Origin of the sequence: Patulibacter sp. NPDC049589 (assembly GCF_040675535.1) — a bacterium.
Classification (GTDB): Bacteria; Actinomycetota; Thermoleophilia; order Solirubrobacterales; family Solirubrobacteraceae; genus Patulibacter.
This window is the reverse complement of the sequence record NZ_JBFAPC010000131.1, coordinates 1-16,173: the sequence shown is the minus strand read 5'-3', so window position 1 is coordinate 16,173 and position 16,173 is coordinate 1. Positions and strand designations below refer to the sequence as shown.

Annotated in this window: 12 protein-coding genes and 2 pseudogenes; 9 read left to right on the top strand and 5 right to left on the bottom strand. The window is 75.1% G+C overall.

All coding sequences use genetic code 11. The annotated features are described in order from the left end of the window. Positions 1 to 376: 376 nt before the first annotated feature. The 7 genes and pseudogenes from AB0L40_RS20465 to AB0L40_RS20435 form a co-directional block, all read left to right on the top strand. On the top strand, positions 377 to 1,108 hold the full coding sequence (locus AB0L40_RS20465; RefSeq protein ID WP_364358854.1) for an AAA family ATPase: 732 nt from the start codon (positions 377 to 379) through the stop codon (positions 1,106 to 1,108). Beyond that, positions 1,105 to 2,553 carry a cell division protein FtsZ gene (ftsZ, locus tag AB0L40_RS20460; RefSeq protein ID WP_364358851.1) on the top strand — a complete coding sequence of 483 codons (1,449 nt, stop codon included), beginning with the start codon at positions 1,105 to 1,107 and terminating at the stop codon, positions 2,551 to 2,553. Before AB0L40_RS20465 ends, ftsZ begins: the two co-directional genes overlap by 4 nt. Positions 2,554 to 2,788: 235 nt before the next feature. Continuing rightward, on the top strand, positions 2,789 to 4,390 hold the full coding sequence (locus AB0L40_RS20455; protein ID WP_364358848.1) for a gamma-glutamyltransferase: 1,602 nt from the start codon (positions 2,789 to 2,791) through the stop codon (positions 4,388 to 4,390). Between the two features lie 99 nt (positions 4,391 to 4,489). Then, positions 4,490 to 6,091: a GMC family oxidoreductase N-terminal domain-containing protein gene (locus AB0L40_RS20450; protein ID WP_364358845.1), complete on the top strand. Its 1,602-nt coding sequence runs from the start codon at positions 4,490 to 4,492 to the stop codon at positions 6,089 to 6,091. Next, positions 6,088 to 7,668, top strand: coding sequence for an NAD(P)/FAD-dependent oxidoreductase (locus tag AB0L40_RS20445; protein WP_364358842.1), 1,581 nt, complete (start codon positions 6,088 to 6,090; stop codon positions 7,666 to 7,668). Before AB0L40_RS20450 ends, AB0L40_RS20445 begins: the two co-directional genes overlap by 4 nt. Further along, the gene (locus tag AB0L40_RS20440; RefSeq protein ID WP_364358839.1) at positions 7,665 to 8,498 is read left to right on the top strand and encodes an alpha/beta hydrolase; all 834 of its coding nucleotides are present in this window, start codon (positions 7,665 to 7,667) and stop codon (positions 8,496 to 8,498) included. The genes AB0L40_RS20445 and AB0L40_RS20440 overlap by 4 nt, the downstream gene beginning before the upstream one ends. A 148-nt stretch (positions 8,499 to 8,646) precedes the next feature. Further along, positions 8,647 to 8,931 (top strand): annotated as a pseudogene (locus AB0L40_RS20435) (EamA family transporter); the annotation flags it as partial. Here AB0L40_RS20435 and AB0L40_RS20430 read toward each other — a convergent pair. Continuing rightward, positions 8,915 to 9,358, bottom strand: coding sequence for a GNAT family N-acetyltransferase (locus AB0L40_RS20430; protein WP_364358836.1), 444 nt, complete (start codon positions 9,356 to 9,358; stop codon positions 8,915 to 8,917). The pseudogene AB0L40_RS20435 and the gene AB0L40_RS20430 overlap by 17 nt on opposite strands. A 22-nt stretch (positions 9,359 to 9,380) precedes the next feature. Continuing rightward, entirely contained in the window at positions 9,381 to 10,004 is a 624-nt protein-coding gene (locus AB0L40_RS20425; protein ID WP_364358833.1) for an LON peptidase substrate-binding domain-containing protein, read from the bottom strand. A gap of 83 nt (positions 10,005 to 10,087) precedes the next feature. On the opposite strand from AB0L40_RS20425, the gene AB0L40_RS20420 reads away from it, so the two are divergent. Next, positions 10,088 to 11,527, top strand: coding sequence for a deoxyribodipyrimidine photo-lyase (locus AB0L40_RS20420; protein ID WP_364358830.1), 1,440 nt, complete (start codon positions 10,088 to 10,090; stop codon positions 11,525 to 11,527). On the opposite strand, the gene AB0L40_RS20415 is transcribed toward AB0L40_RS20420, so the two are convergent. Beyond that, a complete protein-coding gene (locus AB0L40_RS20415) occupies positions 11,503 to 12,990 on the bottom strand; it encodes a 1,4-alpha-glucan branching protein domain-containing protein (protein WP_364358827.1) in 1,488 nt (495 codons plus the stop codon). The two genes, AB0L40_RS20420 and AB0L40_RS20415, sit on opposite strands and share 25 nt — an antisense overlap. Then, positions 12,987 to 13,805, bottom strand: coding sequence for a class I SAM-dependent methyltransferase (locus AB0L40_RS20410; protein WP_364358824.1), 819 nt, complete (start codon positions 13,803 to 13,805; stop codon positions 12,987 to 12,989). The genes AB0L40_RS20415 and AB0L40_RS20410 overlap by 4 nt, the downstream gene beginning before the upstream one ends. Positions 13,806 to 13,849: 44 nt before the next feature. Here AB0L40_RS20410 and AB0L40_RS20405 point away from each other — a divergent pair, with 44 nt between their 5' ends. Beyond that, positions 13,850 to 14,791, top strand: a complete 942-nt coding sequence (locus tag AB0L40_RS20405; protein WP_364358822.1) for a class I SAM-dependent methyltransferase — start codon at positions 13,850 to 13,852, stop codon at positions 14,789 to 14,791. A gap of 86 nt (positions 14,792 to 14,877) precedes the next feature. Here the strand turns inward: AB0L40_RS20405 and AB0L40_RS20400 are convergent. Continuing rightward, positions 14,878 to 16,173: pseudogene (locus AB0L40_RS20400) on the bottom strand (hypothetical protein); the annotation flags it as partial.

Sequence of the window (16,173 nt, the reverse complement as noted above, 5' to 3'; positions counted from 1 at the left end):
GCCGAAGCCCAAGGCCGACGCCCCGACGGACGACACGAAGGCGGGCTCCTGATGAGCGCGCTGACCGCCACGCCGCTGGCGTCGTTCCTCACCGAGGCTCGGGCCGGTGGTGGTCGCTCCGGCGGAGTGAGGCCGGGCCCCGCGACGGATTGCACGGACCGGGAAGGAACCCCGGGCGGCCCGGCGAACCTGGTGATCGCAGGACGTCCACGACGCCCGGCCCCGCACCGTGTCCTCCGATTCGCTCCCACCTCATGTCTCGCGCGCCGCCTTCGGGTCGGCGCTGGACCGCGCACCCGCCGCGCCCCGCCACGCGGTCGTGCAGGCCGATCCCCCGGCCGCGCCGGCCCCCACCGCGGGGCCGACCGTGATCGTGATGGCCAACCAGAAGGGCGGCGTCGCGAAGACCACGACGACGCTGAACCTGGCCGTGGCGCTCAAGGAGCAGGGTCACCGCGTCCTGGCGATCGACCTGGACCCGCAGGGCAACCTGACGATGTCGCAGGGCCTCGACCCGGACCAGGTGGTCCCGTCGATGTACCACGTCCTCGTCCAGGGCCACCCGATCGCCGAGGTCACGCACCGCTGCGAGATCGACGTCGCGGCCGCCTCGATCGACCTGGCGTCGGCCGAGGTCGCGATGGCGCCGATGATCGGCCGCGAGCGGGCCCTCGAGCGCGCCCTGCGCGCCGTCCGCGACGACTACGACTACGTCTGCATCGACACGCCGCCCTCGCTCGGGCTGCTGACGATCAACGCCCTCTGCGCCGCGTCCAAGGTGATCGTGCCCGTCCAGGCCGAGTACCTCTCGCTGCGCGGGCTGGCCCAGCTGCGCCAGACCGTGGACATGGTCCGGGAGCAGCTCAACCCGGGCCTGCAGATCCAGGGGATCCTCCCGACCCTCCTGGACACCCGCACCGTGCACGCCAAGGAGGCGCTGGAGATGCTCGAGGAGCACTTCGGCGCCGAGATGTTCGTGACCCGCGTGCGGAAGACCATCCGTTTCGCCGAGGCCCCCGTCAAGGGGATGTCGGTGCTCCGCTACGACCCTGACAGTACGGCCGCCCAGGCCTACCGCGACCTTGCTCAAGAGGTGCTCCGCTCATGACCCCGCAGAACCCGAACCGCTCCAGCCTCCGCGAGGGCCCGCTGGCCGACCTCTTCCGCCGGACGGACGACGTGCCCGCGGGCTCGGCGGCGTCCCAGGCGGCGCACGACTCGCGCTACCCGGCGCGCGTCGGCCTCGACGCCGATCCGGCCCAGATCCTCGGCCTGTCGGACGTCGAGCCGACCCGTGAGGAGCTGGCCCAGGCCGGTCCCGGGGGCTACGTCGACCACGTCGCCCAGACCGCCGCGACCGTCGAGGCCTGGGGCGAGCGCAAGCAGCCGCAGCACAACGCGTACGGCCCGGTCATCCGCGTCGTCGGCGTCGGCGGCGGCGGCACCAACGCCGTCAACCGCATGGTCGAGGCCGGCATCACGGGCGTCGAGTTCATCGCGATCAACACCGACGCGCAGTCCCTCCTGGACTCCGCCGCGGACGCGACGATCCACATCGGCCAGTCCTCCACGCGCGGCCTCGGCGCCGGCGCGAACCCGGGCGTCGGCCGCACCGCCGCGATGGAGGAGTACGACGAGATCAAGACGACGCTCCGCGGCGCGGACATGGTCTTCATCGCCGCCGGCGAGGGCGGCGGCACCGGCACCGGCGCCGCCCCGATCGTGGCGCGCATCGCCCGCGAGCTCGGCGCGCTGACCGTCGGCATCGTCACCAAGCCGTTCGCCTTCGAGGGCAAGCGCCGCGCGGAGTCCGCCGAGATCGGCATCCGCGAGCTGTCGGAGGAGGTCGACACCCTCATCGTCGTCCCGAACAACCGCCTGCTGTCGGTGCTCGAGCGCAACACGTCGATGGTCGACGCCTTCCGCGTCGCCGACGACGTCCTGCGCCAGGGCGTGCAGGGCATCTCCGAGCTGGTCACGGTCCCGGGCCTGATCAACCTCGACTTCGCGGACGTCCGCACGATCATGCAGGACCGCGGCGCGGCCCTGCTGGGCATCGGCCACGGCACCGGCGAGTCCCGCGCGGTCCAGGCCGCCGAGCGCGCCGTCAGCTCCCCGCTGCTCGAGACGTCGATGGACGGCGCCAAGGCGATCCTGCTCTCCGTCGTCGGCGGCGGCGACCTCTCCCTCTGGGAGATCAACGAGGCCGCCGAGGCGATCGGCGCCGCGGCGCACCCCGACGCGAACATCATCTTCGGCGCGCAGGTCGACGAGAAGATGGGCGACGAGGTCTGGGTCACGGTCGTCGCGACCGGCTACGACCACCAGCCGCACCTGCAGCCGGCCGACGTCGAGCCGACCACGGTCCGCCGCAGCACCTCGCGCCCCGAGCGCGAGCAGGAGCCCGTCCGCGGCTCCCGCGAGCCCGTCCGCGCGTCGCGCGGCGGGATCGCGCCGCGCCCGGCGCGTCGCCAGGAGGCCGCGCAGCCGTCCACGCCCGGTGGCGGTGGCGGCGGCTGGGGCGTGCCCGAGTTCGCCCCGCGTCACCGCTGAGCAGCACCCGCAGGACCCGGCCGGGCTGAGCACCCGGCCGGTAGCAGTGGAGCCCGACCGGCCGCCGAGAGGCGGCCGGTCGTCGTTCCGGGGTGGCGACGCCGGTGGCCCCGCCGACGGGCGTTCTGCGACGCGGCGAGTCGCCGTGGCCGGACGGGGACGGGCGGCCGGTCGCCGACCGGCACGACGGCCGTGCGGCCCCGCCGTGATCCGCGGGCCCTGCGACCATCCGCCGATGGCTCCGTCCCGCGGCACCGTCGCCGCCGGTCACCCACGCACCGCCGAGGTCGGCGCCGCCGTCCTGCGGGCCGGCGGCAGCGCCGCAGACGCGGCGGTCGCCGGGACGTTCGCGTCGTGGGTCTGCGAGCCGCTCCTGACGGGCCCGGCCGCCGGCGGGCACCTGCTCGCCGTCCCCGTCGACGGTCCACCGGTGGCGATAGACGCGTTCTGCCAGGTCCCCGGGCTGCATCCCTCCGGCGCGGCCGAGGAGGCGCGGGTCGCCCGCGACCCGCTCGACGCGCTGCTCCCCGTCGACGTCGACTTCGGCGACGCGCACCAGGTCTTCCACGTCGGCGGCGCGTCGGTCGCCGCGTTCGGTCTGATGGACGGGCTCGTCCGCCTGCACGAGCGCTGGGGACGCCTGCCGCTCGCCGACCTCGCGGCCCCGGCCGCGGCGATGGCCCGTGACGGCGTCGTGCTGAACCGGCAGCAGGCGTTCGTCGCGGACCTGCTGTGCGGCATCCTCGCGTCGACGCCGGAGGCCTGCGCGCTCTGGGCGCCGGGCGGCCGGCTCCTGGCGGAGGGCGACGTCCTGCGCGACCCCGCCCTGGGCGACACGATCGAGCGGCTCGGGGCCGAGGGGGTCGCGCCCCTGCGCGACGGCGACCTCGCGGCCGCGTGCGTCGACTGGGCGGCGCGGCACGGCGGCGTCCTGACGCGCGCGGACCTCGCCGGCTACCGGGCCGTCGAGCGGGCGCCGATCCGGCTGCCGTACCGCGACCGCACGATCCTGACGGTGCCGCCGCCGTCCGCCGGCGGCGTGCTCCTGGCGCTCGCGCTCGGGCGCCTGGACCGCGGCGGCACGGCCGATCCCCGGGGGAGCGGGGGCGAGCGGTCGGTCCCGGGCGGCCCTCCGCCCGCCGAGCTCGTCGCCGCGATGGCCGACGCCGACGCGGAGCGCACCGACGCGTTCGAGGAGGGGCTGGTCCGCGAGGGCTTCGCCGACGAGCTGCTGCGCCTGCGGCTGGGGTCGACGACGCACCTCTCGGTCGTCGACGCCGACGGCCTGAGCTGCGCGATCACGACGACCAACGGCGAGGGCTCGGGCGTGATCGTCCCGGGCACCGGGATCCACCTGAACAACATCATGGGGGAGGAGGACCTCAACCCGCGGCTGCGCGGCGGCGCGGGCTCCTCGGCGCGGGACCTGCCGCCGTTCGCCCCGGGTCGCCGGATGCCGTCGATGATGGCGCCGACCGCCGTCCTGGCGCCGGGGCCCGACGGCGGCGCCGGCGGTCTCGAGGCGATCCTGGGCTCGGCGGGCTCGGCCCGGATCCGCTCCGCGCTCCTGCAGACGGTCGTCGGACTCGTCGACCGCGGACTCGGCCCGGTGGGAGCCGTGGACGCGCCGCGGATCCACGTCGAGGAGGGCGTCGTCTACGCCGAGCCGGGGCTCACGGGCGCCGTCGGCGACTGGACCGGTGGCCGCACGGCGGTGGAGTTCCGGGAGCAGAACCTCTTCTTCGGCGGCGTGCAGCTCGTCTGCCGCGACCCGGTGACGGGGGAGCTGCGCGGGGCGGCGGACCCGCGGCGCGGGGGAGCGGTGGCGGTCGCCTGAGCTCCCACCGACGCAGGCGCTGCCCGGAGCCCAACCGCGGCTCGACGGACTGTGGCCAGACAACAGCGTCGACGGGGTCTACGCCGAAGAGACTGGGCCATGCCCAACGCCGACTACGTGATCGTGGGAGCCGGCTCCGCCGGCTGCGTCCTCGCCAACCGCCTGAGCGAGGACCCGGAGGTCCGGGTCCTGCTGCTGGAGGCCGGCGGCAAGGACGGGAGCGTCAACGTCAAGATCCCGGCGGCGTTCCCCAACCAGTTCCACACGAAGATGGACTGGGACTACGCGACGGAGCCCGAGCCGTTCGTCGACGGCAAGCAGATGTACGTGCCGCGCGGCAAGTCGCTCGGCGGGTCGAGCTCGATGAACGCGATGCTCTACGTCCGTGGCCGGCCGCTGGACTTCGACCTGTGGGCGGACCAGGGCGCGCCGGGCTGGGGCTGGGACGACGTCCTGCCGTACTTCAAGCGGGCCGAGAACAACGCCCGCGGCGCCTCGGAGTTCCACGGCGTCGGCGGCCCGGTCGAGGTCGCCGACCAGCGCTCGCCGCGGCCGATCTGCAAGGACCTCGTCGACGCGTCGGTGGCCGCCGGGATCCCGCGCGCGACGGACTACAACGGCCCGGAGCAGGACGGCGTCGCGCCGTTCCAGGTCTTCCAGAAGAACGGCCGTCGCTGGAGCTCGGCCGACGCCTACCTGCGGCCGGCGATGAAGCGGCCGAACCTCGAGGTGATCACGAACGCGCTGGCCCTCGGGCTCGAGCTCGACGGCGACCGCGTCACCGGCGTCCGGTACCGCCGGAAGGGGCAGGAGTCGCTGGCGAGCGCGGGGCGCGAGGTGATCCTCTCCGCCGGCGCGATCGGCTCCCCGCAGATCCTCCTGCTGTCGGGCATCGGCGCCGCGGACGAGCTCCGCGAGGTCGGCATCACGCCGCGCCACGAGCTGCCGGGCGTCGGGCGCAACCTGCAGGACCACCCGTTCCTCGGCGCGCTGTTCGAGGTCTCCGACGAGGACACGCTCTACCAGGCCGACAAGCCCAAGCACCTGCTCGAGTGGGCGCTGCGCCGCAGCGGCAAGCTCACGTCGACGGTCGCCGAGGTCAACGCGTTCGTCCGCACCCGCGCGGGCCTGCCCGCCGCGGACATCCAGTTCCACATGGGCGCCGCGTACTACGAGGAGCACGGCGAGGAGACCTACGACGGGCACGCGATCGTGATCGCGCCGACGCTGGTGGCGCCGAAGTCCCGCGGCCGCGTGTGGCTGTCGTCGAGCGATCCCGAGGCCAAGCCGCGGATCCTGACCAACTCGCTGGAGCACCCCGACGACCTGCAGTCGCTCGTGGCCGGCATGCGGCTGGCGCGCGAGATCGCCGCGCAGGAGCCGCTCAAGTCCAAGATCGTCAAGGAGCTGAAGCCGGGCAAGGAGCTCGTCTCCGACGAGGACCTCGAGGACGACATCCGCAAGCGCCTGATGCTGATCTACCACCCCGTCGGCACCTGCCGGATGAGCGACGACGCCGAGGGCGCCGTCGTGGACTCCGAGCTGCGCGTCCACGGCCTCCAGGGACTGCGCGTCGCCGACGCGTCGATCATGCCCGTGATCACCGGCGGCAACACGAACGCGCCGACGATGATGATCGCCGAGCGCGCCGCCGACCTGATCCGCGGCCGCGTCGGCGCGGCGGTCGGGGCGGCCTCGTGACCGCGCTGAAGGAGTCGTTGCCCCACACGACCGGCCGCACCCGGCCCGACGTCGACGTCGGGACGATCGTCGTCGGCGGCGGCTACAGCGGGATCGCCATGGCCGTCGGCCTGCGCCAGGCGGGCCAGGACGACTGGCTGCTGCTCGAGCAGGCCTCCGAGCTCGGGGGCGTCTGGCGCGACAACGTCTACCCCGGTGCGGCGTGCGACGTGCCGTCGTACCTCTACTCGCTGTCGACCGACCAGCGGAAGGACTGGGACCGGCCGTGCCCGCGGCAGGCCGACATCCGCTCCTACCTCCACGACGTCGCCCGGCACCACCGGCTCGGCGAGCGCGTGCGCACCGGCGTCTCCGTGGCGTCGGCTGCGTTCGACGAGGAGACCGCGCGCTGGACCGTCGAGCTGGAGGGCGGCGACGTGCTGACCTGCGCGACGCTCGTCGTCGCCTGCGGCCAGCTCTCGAAGCCGTCCTACCCGGCGATCCCAGGCCGCGAGAGCTTCGCCGGCGACAGCTTCCACTCCGCCCGCTGGGACCACGACGTCCCGCTGGAGGGCCGCCGCGTGGCCGTCGTCGGCACCGGCGCCAGCGCCGCGCAGTTCGTGCCGCCGGTCGCCGAGCAGGCCGCGCACCTCGACGTCTACCAGCGCACCGCCAACTGGATGCTGCCGCGCCGCAACCGGCCGTACGCGCCGTGGGCGCGGAAGCTGATCGAGACCGTGCCGGGGCTGCAGGCGCTGCGCCGCGCGAGCATGTGGACGTTCATGGAGTCCGGCATCGCGGCGCAGACGAAGGTCCCCGCGATGCGGCTCGGCCTGCGCGCGTGGTCGACCTGGCACATGAAGCGCCAGGTCCGGGACCCGGAACTGCGGCGGAAGCTGCTCCCGGATTACGCGATCGGCTGCAAGCGCGTGCTGTTCAGCTCGTCGTTCCTGCCCGCACTCGTGCGCCCCGACGTCGAGGTCGTCGTCGACCCGATCGAGCGCGTGACGCCGACGGGCGTCGTCGTCCGCGCGCCGGACGGCACCGAGACCGAGCGGTCCGTCGACGTCCTGATCTGGGGCACCGGCTTCAAGACCCACGAGTTCGTCGCCCCGATCGAGGTCACTGCGACCGACGTCGGCGGCACGACGCGCCGGCTGGCCGACGCGTGGTCGGGCGGGGCGGAGGCGCACCTCGGGATCACCGTCGCGGGCTTCCCGAGCCTGTTCCTGCTCTACGGCCCGAACACGAACCTCGGCTTCGGCTCGATCGTCGTGATGATCGAGGCCCAGGTCGGCTACGTGCTCGACGCGCTGCGCAAGCTCCGCACGTCCGGCGCCGCCGCGCTCGCGCTGCGCGAGGACGTGCAGCGCGCGTCGACCGGCGCGGTCCAGGACCGCCTGCGCCGCTCGGTCTGGTCCGGCTGCGACTCCTGGTACCGCCAAGGGCCCGACGGCCGGATCGTCAACAACTGGCCGGGGCAGATGGTCGAGTACCGGCGCGACACGCGCGAGGTCGACCTGGACGAGTACCGGCTGCTCGGGAGCTCGGGCGAGCTCGTCGAACGGAGCGACGCCGTCGCGGTGGCGGGCCGATGAGCCCCCGCACGAGCACGCCCTCCGCCGTCGCGGCGCCGGTGATCCATCACCATCGCGAGGGCGGCGGCGAGCCGCTGGTCCTGATCCACGGGATCGGCCACCACTGGCAGGCCTGGTCGCCGGTGATCCCCGAGCTCGCGCGCGAGTTCGACGTCCTGGCGTGCGACTCGCCCGGGTTCGCCGGGTCGCCGGCGCTGCCCGAGGGCGTGCCGGCCACCATCCCCTCCTACGCGGACGCGTTCGCGGCGTGGTTCGCGGACCGCGGCCTCGACCGTCCGCACGTGGCGGGCAACTCGATGGGCGGCGCGATCGCCCTGGAGCTCGCCCGGCGCGGCGTCGTCCGCAGCGCGCACGCGATCTCCCCGGCGGGGTTCTGGTCACCCGGCGAGCGGCGTTACGCCCAGGCCACGCTGGCGCTGCTGGCGGGCCTGCCGGCGGTCTCGCGCCCGGCGGTCACCCGGCTGATCCGCACCGCGGCGGGACGGACGGCGCTGGCCGCCAGCCTCTACGGCCGCCCGTGGCAGGTGCCGGCCGACGAGGCCGCCGCGACGCTGCGCGACGCCTGGGCCGCCCCGGCGTTCCACGTGGCGCTCCGGGGCTTCGACGACTACGACTTCGCCGGCGGCGACGAGCTGCCGGGCGACGTCCCGCTGACGGTCTCGTGGGGCTCGCGCGACCTCCTGCTGCCCTACCGGACGCAGTCCGCCCGGGCCCGTTCGACGCTGCCGCAGGCCCGGCACGTGACGCTCCCGGGCTGCGGCCACGTGCCGTTCACCGACGACCCGGGACTCTGCGCGGCGGTGATCCGCCGGGCGGCGGGGCGCCGCTGACGGGCCGGGGGTCGAACCCGCGGTCCGGCGCGGCCGCGGCCGCGTCCGCGGCCGGGTGCCGGGCCCCGCACCTGCGATCCTCGGGCGGTGAACCGGCGTCAGACGCTCCTCCTGCTCGCCCTCCGGGGGACCGGGGACGCCGTCGGCGGGCGCCGCGGTCGCGCTGCTGGTGCTCGGCGTGCTCGGCACCGGGGTCGACTTCCTCGTCTTCTTCACCCTGGTCGCCGAGGTCGGGCCGTCGCGGACCATCCTGGTCACGTACCTCGCGCCCGTCTTCGCGGTCGGCTACGGCGCCGCGTTCCTCGACGAGTCCGTGACCACCGGGGTGGTGCTCGGCATCGTGCTGGTGGTCGGCGGGTCGCTGCTCGGGACCCGTGCCGGGCCGCCGCGCGGGGCCCCGCGGCGGGAGGACGCCGTCAGAGGGCCCGCTTGAACCCCACGTGGGACCCGTCGAAGCCCAACGCGGCGTAGAAGCGGTGCGCGTCGGGCCGGAAGGTCCCGCTCGTCAGCTGGACGAGGCCGCAGCCGCGGTCGCGTGCCAGCTCGACCGCGTGCTCGACCAGGGCCCGGCCCGTCCCGCGGCGCTGCTCGCTCTCCGCGACGTGCATCGTCTCCAGCTGCGCGCGGTCGCCGTCGCGGGCGAACTCCGGGAGGAACGAGACCTGGACGACGCCGACCACGGTGCCGTCGCGGACGGCCACGAGCAGCTGGTGGTCGTCGGCGTCGAGGATGCGGCGGAAGCCCGCGCGCTGCCGGTCCGTGGGCCACGGCCCCGGGACCCGGGCCCGGGTGATCTCGTCCGCGCCGATGAGCGCGAGGACCGCGTCCTCTTCGTCCGGCCGGGCCGGACGGACGAGCACGCCCGTGACCCCGGACGCCACCTCAGCCGAAGCGCACGACGCCGTTGCTCGCGCCCCGCACCTCGGCGAGGTCCGCGAACTCCAGGCGCTTGAGCGCTGCGCGCAGCAGCGAGAGCAGCTGGCGCAGGCGGGCGTTCTCCGACCGGGCCTCGAGCAGCTGCTGCTTGGCGTCGGGCGCGAACTCGACGGACGCGGCGAGGTCGTAGGAGCTGGCGGCGACGAGCTCGGCGGGGGAGACCTCGTGCTCGGTGGCCTGGTTAGCCAGGGAGGCGTAGGCCTGGCGGACGGCCGCGGCGGCGTCGTGGTCCAGGGCCTCCGGCTCGTCGGCGAGGAACTCGACCTGCGCCGAAGCGTAGGAGTGGACGTGGTGCTCCTCGATCACGCGGAACGGGCGCGTCCCGCGGGTGACGACGTCGAGCCGGCCGTCGTCGAAGCGCTGCAGGACCTGCGTGACGCGCATCGCGCAGCCGACCGCGCGCGGGCCGTCCTCGTCCACGAGCACGATCCCGAACTCGCGGTCCTCGTCGATGCAGCGGGCCCCGAGCTCCTTGTAGCGCTCCTCGAAGAGGTGCAGCGGCACCTGCTCGCCCGGGAGCGCGACGAGGCCGAGGGGGAACAGCGGCAGGTCGGGATCGGCGTCGTCCATGCCCGTCCACTCTACGCCGCTCCGTCGTCGGATCCCACCCCTCGGGGCGCGTCCGGGCCCGTCGGCGGGTACGTAGACCCCACATGGCCTCCACCGAGATCGTCTGGTTCCGGCGGGACCTCCGCGTCCGCGACCACCCCGCCCTGCACGGGGCCGTGATCGACGCCGACCGCGTCGTGCCGTTGTTCGTCGTCGATCCCGCGATCACCGGTGGCGCGGCGGCCAGCGGGCCGCGCGCGCACTTCCTCGCCGCCTGCCTGCGCGAGCTCGACGCGGCCCTGCGGGAGCGCGGCGGCCGGCTCGTCGTCCGCCACGGCGACCCGGCCGACGTCCTGGTCGCGCTGGCGGAGGAGACCGGCGCGACGGCGGTGCGCTGGACGAGCGACGCGAGCCCGTTCGGGCGCCGGCGCGACCAGCGGGTGACCACGGCGCTGGAGGACGCCGGGGTCCGCGCGGTCCCGTCGCCCGGCCAGTACGTCGCCGACCCGTCGGAGCCGCGGACGGGCGGCGGCAAGCCGTACACGGTCTTCAGCCCGTTCAGCCGGGCCTGGGAGCACCTGGACCGCCGCCGCGTGCTGGACGCGCCGTCCGCCGTGTCCGTCCCGCAGGTCGCGGGCGAGGGGCTCCCCGCGCCCGACCTGCTGGGCGCCGACGGCCGGCCCGACGTCCCCGAGCCGTTCGCGGAGCCGGGGGAGGAGGCGGGGCTCCGCGCCGCGCGCTCGTGGCTGGACGGGCCGATCCAGGACTACGACGACCTGCACGACGTCCTCGCCGGCAAGCACGGCTCGTCGCGCGCGGCGGGCGGCACGAGCGGGCTCTCCCCGCACCTGCGATGGGGGACGATCTCGCCCCGCTGGCTCGAGGCCCGGGCCCGCAAGCTGTCGGGCGCCGGGCCCGCCGCGTTCGTCCGCCAACTCGCGTGGCGGGACTTCTACGCCCACGTCTACCTCTTCCACCCCGAGGATCGGCGCCGGGCCCACCAGCCGCGCTTCCGCGAGCTGACCTGGGAGCGCGACGACGAGGCGCTGGAGGCCTGGAAGGCGGGGCGCACGGGCTACCCGCTCGTCGACGCCGGGATGCGGCAGCTCGCCGCCACCGGCTGGATGCACAACCGCGCGCGCCTGGTGGTCGGGTCGTTCCTGACGAAGGACCTGCACGTCGACTGGACCGCCGGCGAGCGCCACTTCTCCGCCCTGCTGCAGGACGGCGAGCCGACCCAGAACGACGGCAACTGGCAGTGGGTCACGTCGATCGGCGTGGACCCCAAGCCGTACTTCCAGCGGATGTTCAACCCGACCCGCCAGCTCGTGCGCTTCGACCCGCAGGGCCGCTACGTCCGGCGCTGGGTGCCGGAGCTCGCCCACGTCCCCGACGAGCGGATCGCCGAGCCGTGGAAGATGGACCGCGACGAGCAGCGCGCGGCAGCCTGCGTCATCGGCCAGGACTACCCGGCTCCGATCGTCGAGCACGCCGCCGAGCGCGAGCGGGCGGCGGCGCGCTACCGCTCGGCGGCGGAGGCCTGAGGACGCGTCGCGCCGTGCTGCTCCCCGGCGTCCGGCGCGAGCCCGCGCAGCGCGGGCTCGAGCGACCCCGGCGCGGCGAGCTCCTCCCGCAGCCGCTGCGCGTGCCCGGCGGCGCGCCGGTCCGGGTAGTCACCGGCCGTCCCGCGGGTGCGCAGGAACGCCCAGTCCGACGACTGCAGGGCGAGCAGCTCGCGCCACGCGCGGTCCGTGGCGCCGGGGCCCGCGGCGACGACGTCCAGCTCCGCCCGCCGGGCCCTCCAGGCGAGGTCCGCGACCTGCGGACCCGACCACGTCCAGAGGTCGCGCGGCGTGCCCCAGGTGCTCGTGGCGCGGGCCGCGGCGGGCAGCGGCACGACGCCCGCGGCCCGCGCCCGGGCGGCCGCGTCGTCGGCGTGGACGACCGCCAGGCCCTGGACGGCGGCCTCGTCGAGCACGGCCTCCAGCCACCAGATCCCCTCGAGCCACCAGTGGCCGAGGAACTCGGTGTCCAGTGCGACGGTCGCCAAGCCGCCGCCGGCCACGCGCGCCGTCGCGGCCGCGACGAAGGTCGCCGCGTCGGCCCGGGCCCGCCGCCGGGCGCGCCCGGGGTCCCACGCGCGGCCGTCGTTGCTCCACGGCATCAGGTGGAACGTCGTGCGGCGGTGCGTGTCGCGGTAGGCGGCGTGCGCGGGCATCGCGCCGTCGGACCAGACGAGGTCCATCAGCGTGCGGTCCAGCGGCAGCAGCGTCGTCCCGCCGGTGGTCGCGTACGGGCGCAGGTGGGCCGGGTCGCCGGCGCCGAGCCGGTCGGTCAGGTCGACGCAGGCGGTGCGCACCCCGTGGGCGGCCAGGGCGCCGTCGAGCGCCGGGTCGTACGCGCACTCCGGCAGCCACAGCCCGCCGGCCCAGCGGCCCGTGCGCCGGCGGTGGCTGTCGATCCCGACCCCGAGCTGGGCGTCCAGGCCCTGCGGCGTCGCCAGCAGCGGCAGCACCGCGTGGGTCGCCGAGGACGTCCACGCGGCGTGGCGGAGGAGGCCCGCGGCGATCCCGTCCGCCGGCTCCGGGCCCCCGTCGGCGTGCCGCGCGTCCCGGTAGACCTCCCGCAGCGCCTGGAGCGCCGCCGCCTCGTCCGCGTGCCCGCCGTCGAGGAAGCCGCCGATCTCGCGCGCGTAGACGTCCTCCCGGGTCTCGTCGAGGAAGGACCGGAAGCGGTCGCCCACGCCGGGCGCGAGCAGCTGGTCGGCGAGCACCGGGGTGACGGACAGCGTCAGCGCCGCGGCGTCGGCGCGGCGGTCCAGGAGCTCCAGCAGCGGCAGGTAGCAGGTGGCGGCGGCCTCCCAGAGCCACTCCTCGCCGAATGGCCACGTGTCGAAGCCCTCGACGTACGGCAGGTGCGTGTGGAGGACGATCGCCAGGGCGCCCGGCCCGCCCGCCGTCGTGCCGCCGGCCCCGGCCCCGCCGTGGCGCGGGCCCGCGGCGGTCACGGCCGCAGCACGGCCACGAAGTCCAGCGCGCGGTCGAGGTTCGCGCCGTCGGCCTCGGAGCGCAGCACGAAGTCCGACGCGGCGATCGCCGGCGTGAAGCGGTCGTAGAACGGCTTCGTGATCCGCAGGCCCTTGTGGACGCGATCCCAGCCGAGGTGCTCGATCGCGAAGGCGTGGACCCGGAGCTTGCGCGCGTGGTAGAGGCCGAGGATCTCGACGTGGCCGAAGTGCCGCTCCAGGAGCTCGCGGTACTCGTCCGCGCGGTACTCCTTGACGTGCCACGGGTTCTCGGACTTCTCGGCGCCGGGGGGCGCGAGCGTCAGGAGGTTCGGGGTCGAGACGTACGCCTCGCCGCCTGGGCCGATCAGGGACTTGAAGCGCTCGAGGATCGCGTCGGGGTCCTGGACGTGCTCGATCGTCTGCAGGAAGACGAGCACGTCGCACGGCTCGTCGAAGGTCTCGACCAGGGTGCGGACGAAGCGCGTGCGGGCGTCCGTGTAGCGCCGGCGGGCGTGCTCGAACGCCTCGGGGTTCGCGTCGACGCCGACGGCCTCCGCGGCCTCGCGGGCGAGCACCGCCGTGCCGTAGCCCTCGCCGCACGCCAGGTCGACGACCTTCTGCGGGCCGCCGCCGTCCGGCCCCGCCGCGGTGCGGGCGGCGACCCGCGCCGCGATCCACTCGTAGACGACGAGATGACGCCGGTACCAGTAGTTCTCCTCCGGCACGTCGGGCAGCGTGCGCTCGCCCGTGAGCGACAGCGGGGGCACGCCCTCGGGCTGGTCCCGCTGGACGTACAGGGGCGGCGTCTGCGTCATCGGCCCGCAAATCTACGGGACGGGTCCGTAGACTGCGGCGGCCCATGAGTCCCTTTCCTACCACTGGTAGTGCCGCTGCGGAGCCGGAGGTCGCCGAGCAGATCCGCGACGTCAACACGCGGTACCACGACGGTGCGGCGGCGCAGTACGACGCGAAGTGGGGGATCGACTGGGGCGACGTCGGCGCCGACCAGGTGCGCCAGAAGCTCGAGAAGCTGCTCGGCCGGCCGCTGCCGACGTTCGGCCGCTCGCTGGAGATCGGCGCCGGGACGGGCTACTTCACGCTGCACATGCTGAAGGCCGGCATCGTCCGGAGCGCCGTGGCGACCGACATCTCGCCCGGCATGATCGCCGTGCTCGAGAAGAACGCCGCCGAGCAGGGCCTGCAGGTCGAGGCGCTCGTCGCCGACGCCGAGCAGCTGCCCTTCGAGGACGAGTCGTTCGACCTCGTCCTCGGCCACGCGGTCCTGCACCATATCCCGGACCTCGCCCGCGCCTTCTCCGAGTTCCACCGCGTGCTGCGGCCCGGCGGCGTGATCCTCTTCGCCGGCGAGCCGTCCCGCAACGGCGACCGGATCGCGGTGGTCCCCAAGCGCGCCGCGCACCGCGTCGCGCCGCTCTGGCGCCGCGTGATCAAGGCCCGGCCGGCCGAGCACGGCCACGACGACGGCGGCGCGGAGAACCATGCGCTCGAGTCCCAGGTCGACGTCCACGCGTTCGTCCCCGCCGAGCTGCGCGCCCCGATCGACGCCGCGGGCTTCGAGCGGGCCGACGTCCGCGGCGAGGAGCTGGCCGCCAACTGGTTCGGCTGGTTCAACCGCGGGCTCGAGGCCTCCGCCCGCGACGAGGACGTCCCGTGGGGCTGGAAGATGTACGCCTTCAGGGGCTACCTGTTCTTCCAGAAGGTCGACCGCCGGCTGCTCGAGGGCCGGCTGCCGGCGGGCATCTTCTACAACCTCATGGTCGTCGCCCGCAAGCGCGGCTGAGGTCGGCCCCGGGACGGCCCCGGGGCCCCGGCGATCGCCGGGCCCCGCGCTCCTCCTCCTGGTTGCCCGCAGCCGCGGTCCGGCGCTCAGCCCGCGCGGTCCGCGGACGTCGTCGTGTAGCTGTCCGGGGCGATCAGCTCGGGCAGCGGGTTGAGGCCCATCCCGTCGCGGGTGCAGCGGCTGCCGCCGCCCGCGGTGCTCTTGCAGCGCAGGTTGCTCGCCTTGTCGAGGGCCGCGATTCCGCCGCCCGGGTCGACCATGCCGGTGTTGAACTTCGGCAGGGTCGGCACGCCGATCTCGCGGTCGAACGCCCACTCGTGCACGCGCCGGAGGAAGACCGTCGAGGGCGAGCCCGTCGCCGGGTAGAAGTACGACTCGACCGCCGGATAGCCGTTGCCGCTGCTGGAGACCTTGAAGCTCCCGTCGGGCTTCTGGGCGACCTTGAACGAGGTGTCGACGCTCCACGCCCCGATGTCGACGATGTTCGTCACCGAGTTGAGCATCGAGACCTTGAACTGCAACGTCCGGCCGGACCCGGCGATCCACGCCTGGTTCGTCCCGCGGGCGTGCAGGTCGGTCGACCGGACCGAGCTGGCGCGGCCCTTGAGCTGGATCGGCAGCGCGGTGTTCGACGCGCCGCCGCGGATCCGATCCGGCAGCGAGTACTTGTGCGGCCACAGGACGACCGGCAGCGGGCCGGGCAGGTCGTGGGGCTCGACGCCCCAGAACGACTTCGGCAGGTAGTCGGCGACGTGGGTGGGGTCGATCGTCAGCGACGTCCTGCCCGTCCGGGTGTCCCAGTAGAGCGAGGCCCGGGACGCGAGGGACTGCGAGGGGTCGGAGCTCCAGCCGCGGCCGTCGCCCTTCAGGAGCCGGCCGCCGGCGAGCGCGTTGGGGATGAAGAAGCGCACCATCAGGACGCCCGCGGTGCCGCTGCGCGCGGCGGTCGCGCGCATCACCCGCGCGGCGCCGTCGGGGGTGGCGCCGAAGCCCGCGGACTGCGCCGCGAGGTACCCCGCGGAGAGCTGGGGCGTCTGCGTCGGCTCCGGGCCGCCCGGGTCGCACCGCGGCACGCCCGCGAGGACGCTGTCGGAGTAGGTCTTCAGCAGCTGGTCGGGGACGTAGTAGTCGCCGACCTTGTCCCAGACGTTCGAGCCGTTGAAGGTCTCGCCCGTGGTCTGGCAGGAGATCCGGACCCAGTCGCCCGCCTTGACGTGGTCGGTCTTCGCGCGTGGCTCGCTCTTCGGCTGCTGCCGGCCGTCGATGTCGGCCTTCGCGAGGTAGGCGTTCGTCGCGGCCCAGGGCTGCAGCGACGTGACGTGCGCCGCGGAGGCGGCCGCGGGGGCCGTCAGCGCGACGGCGCCGGCGGCCAGCGCGGCGGC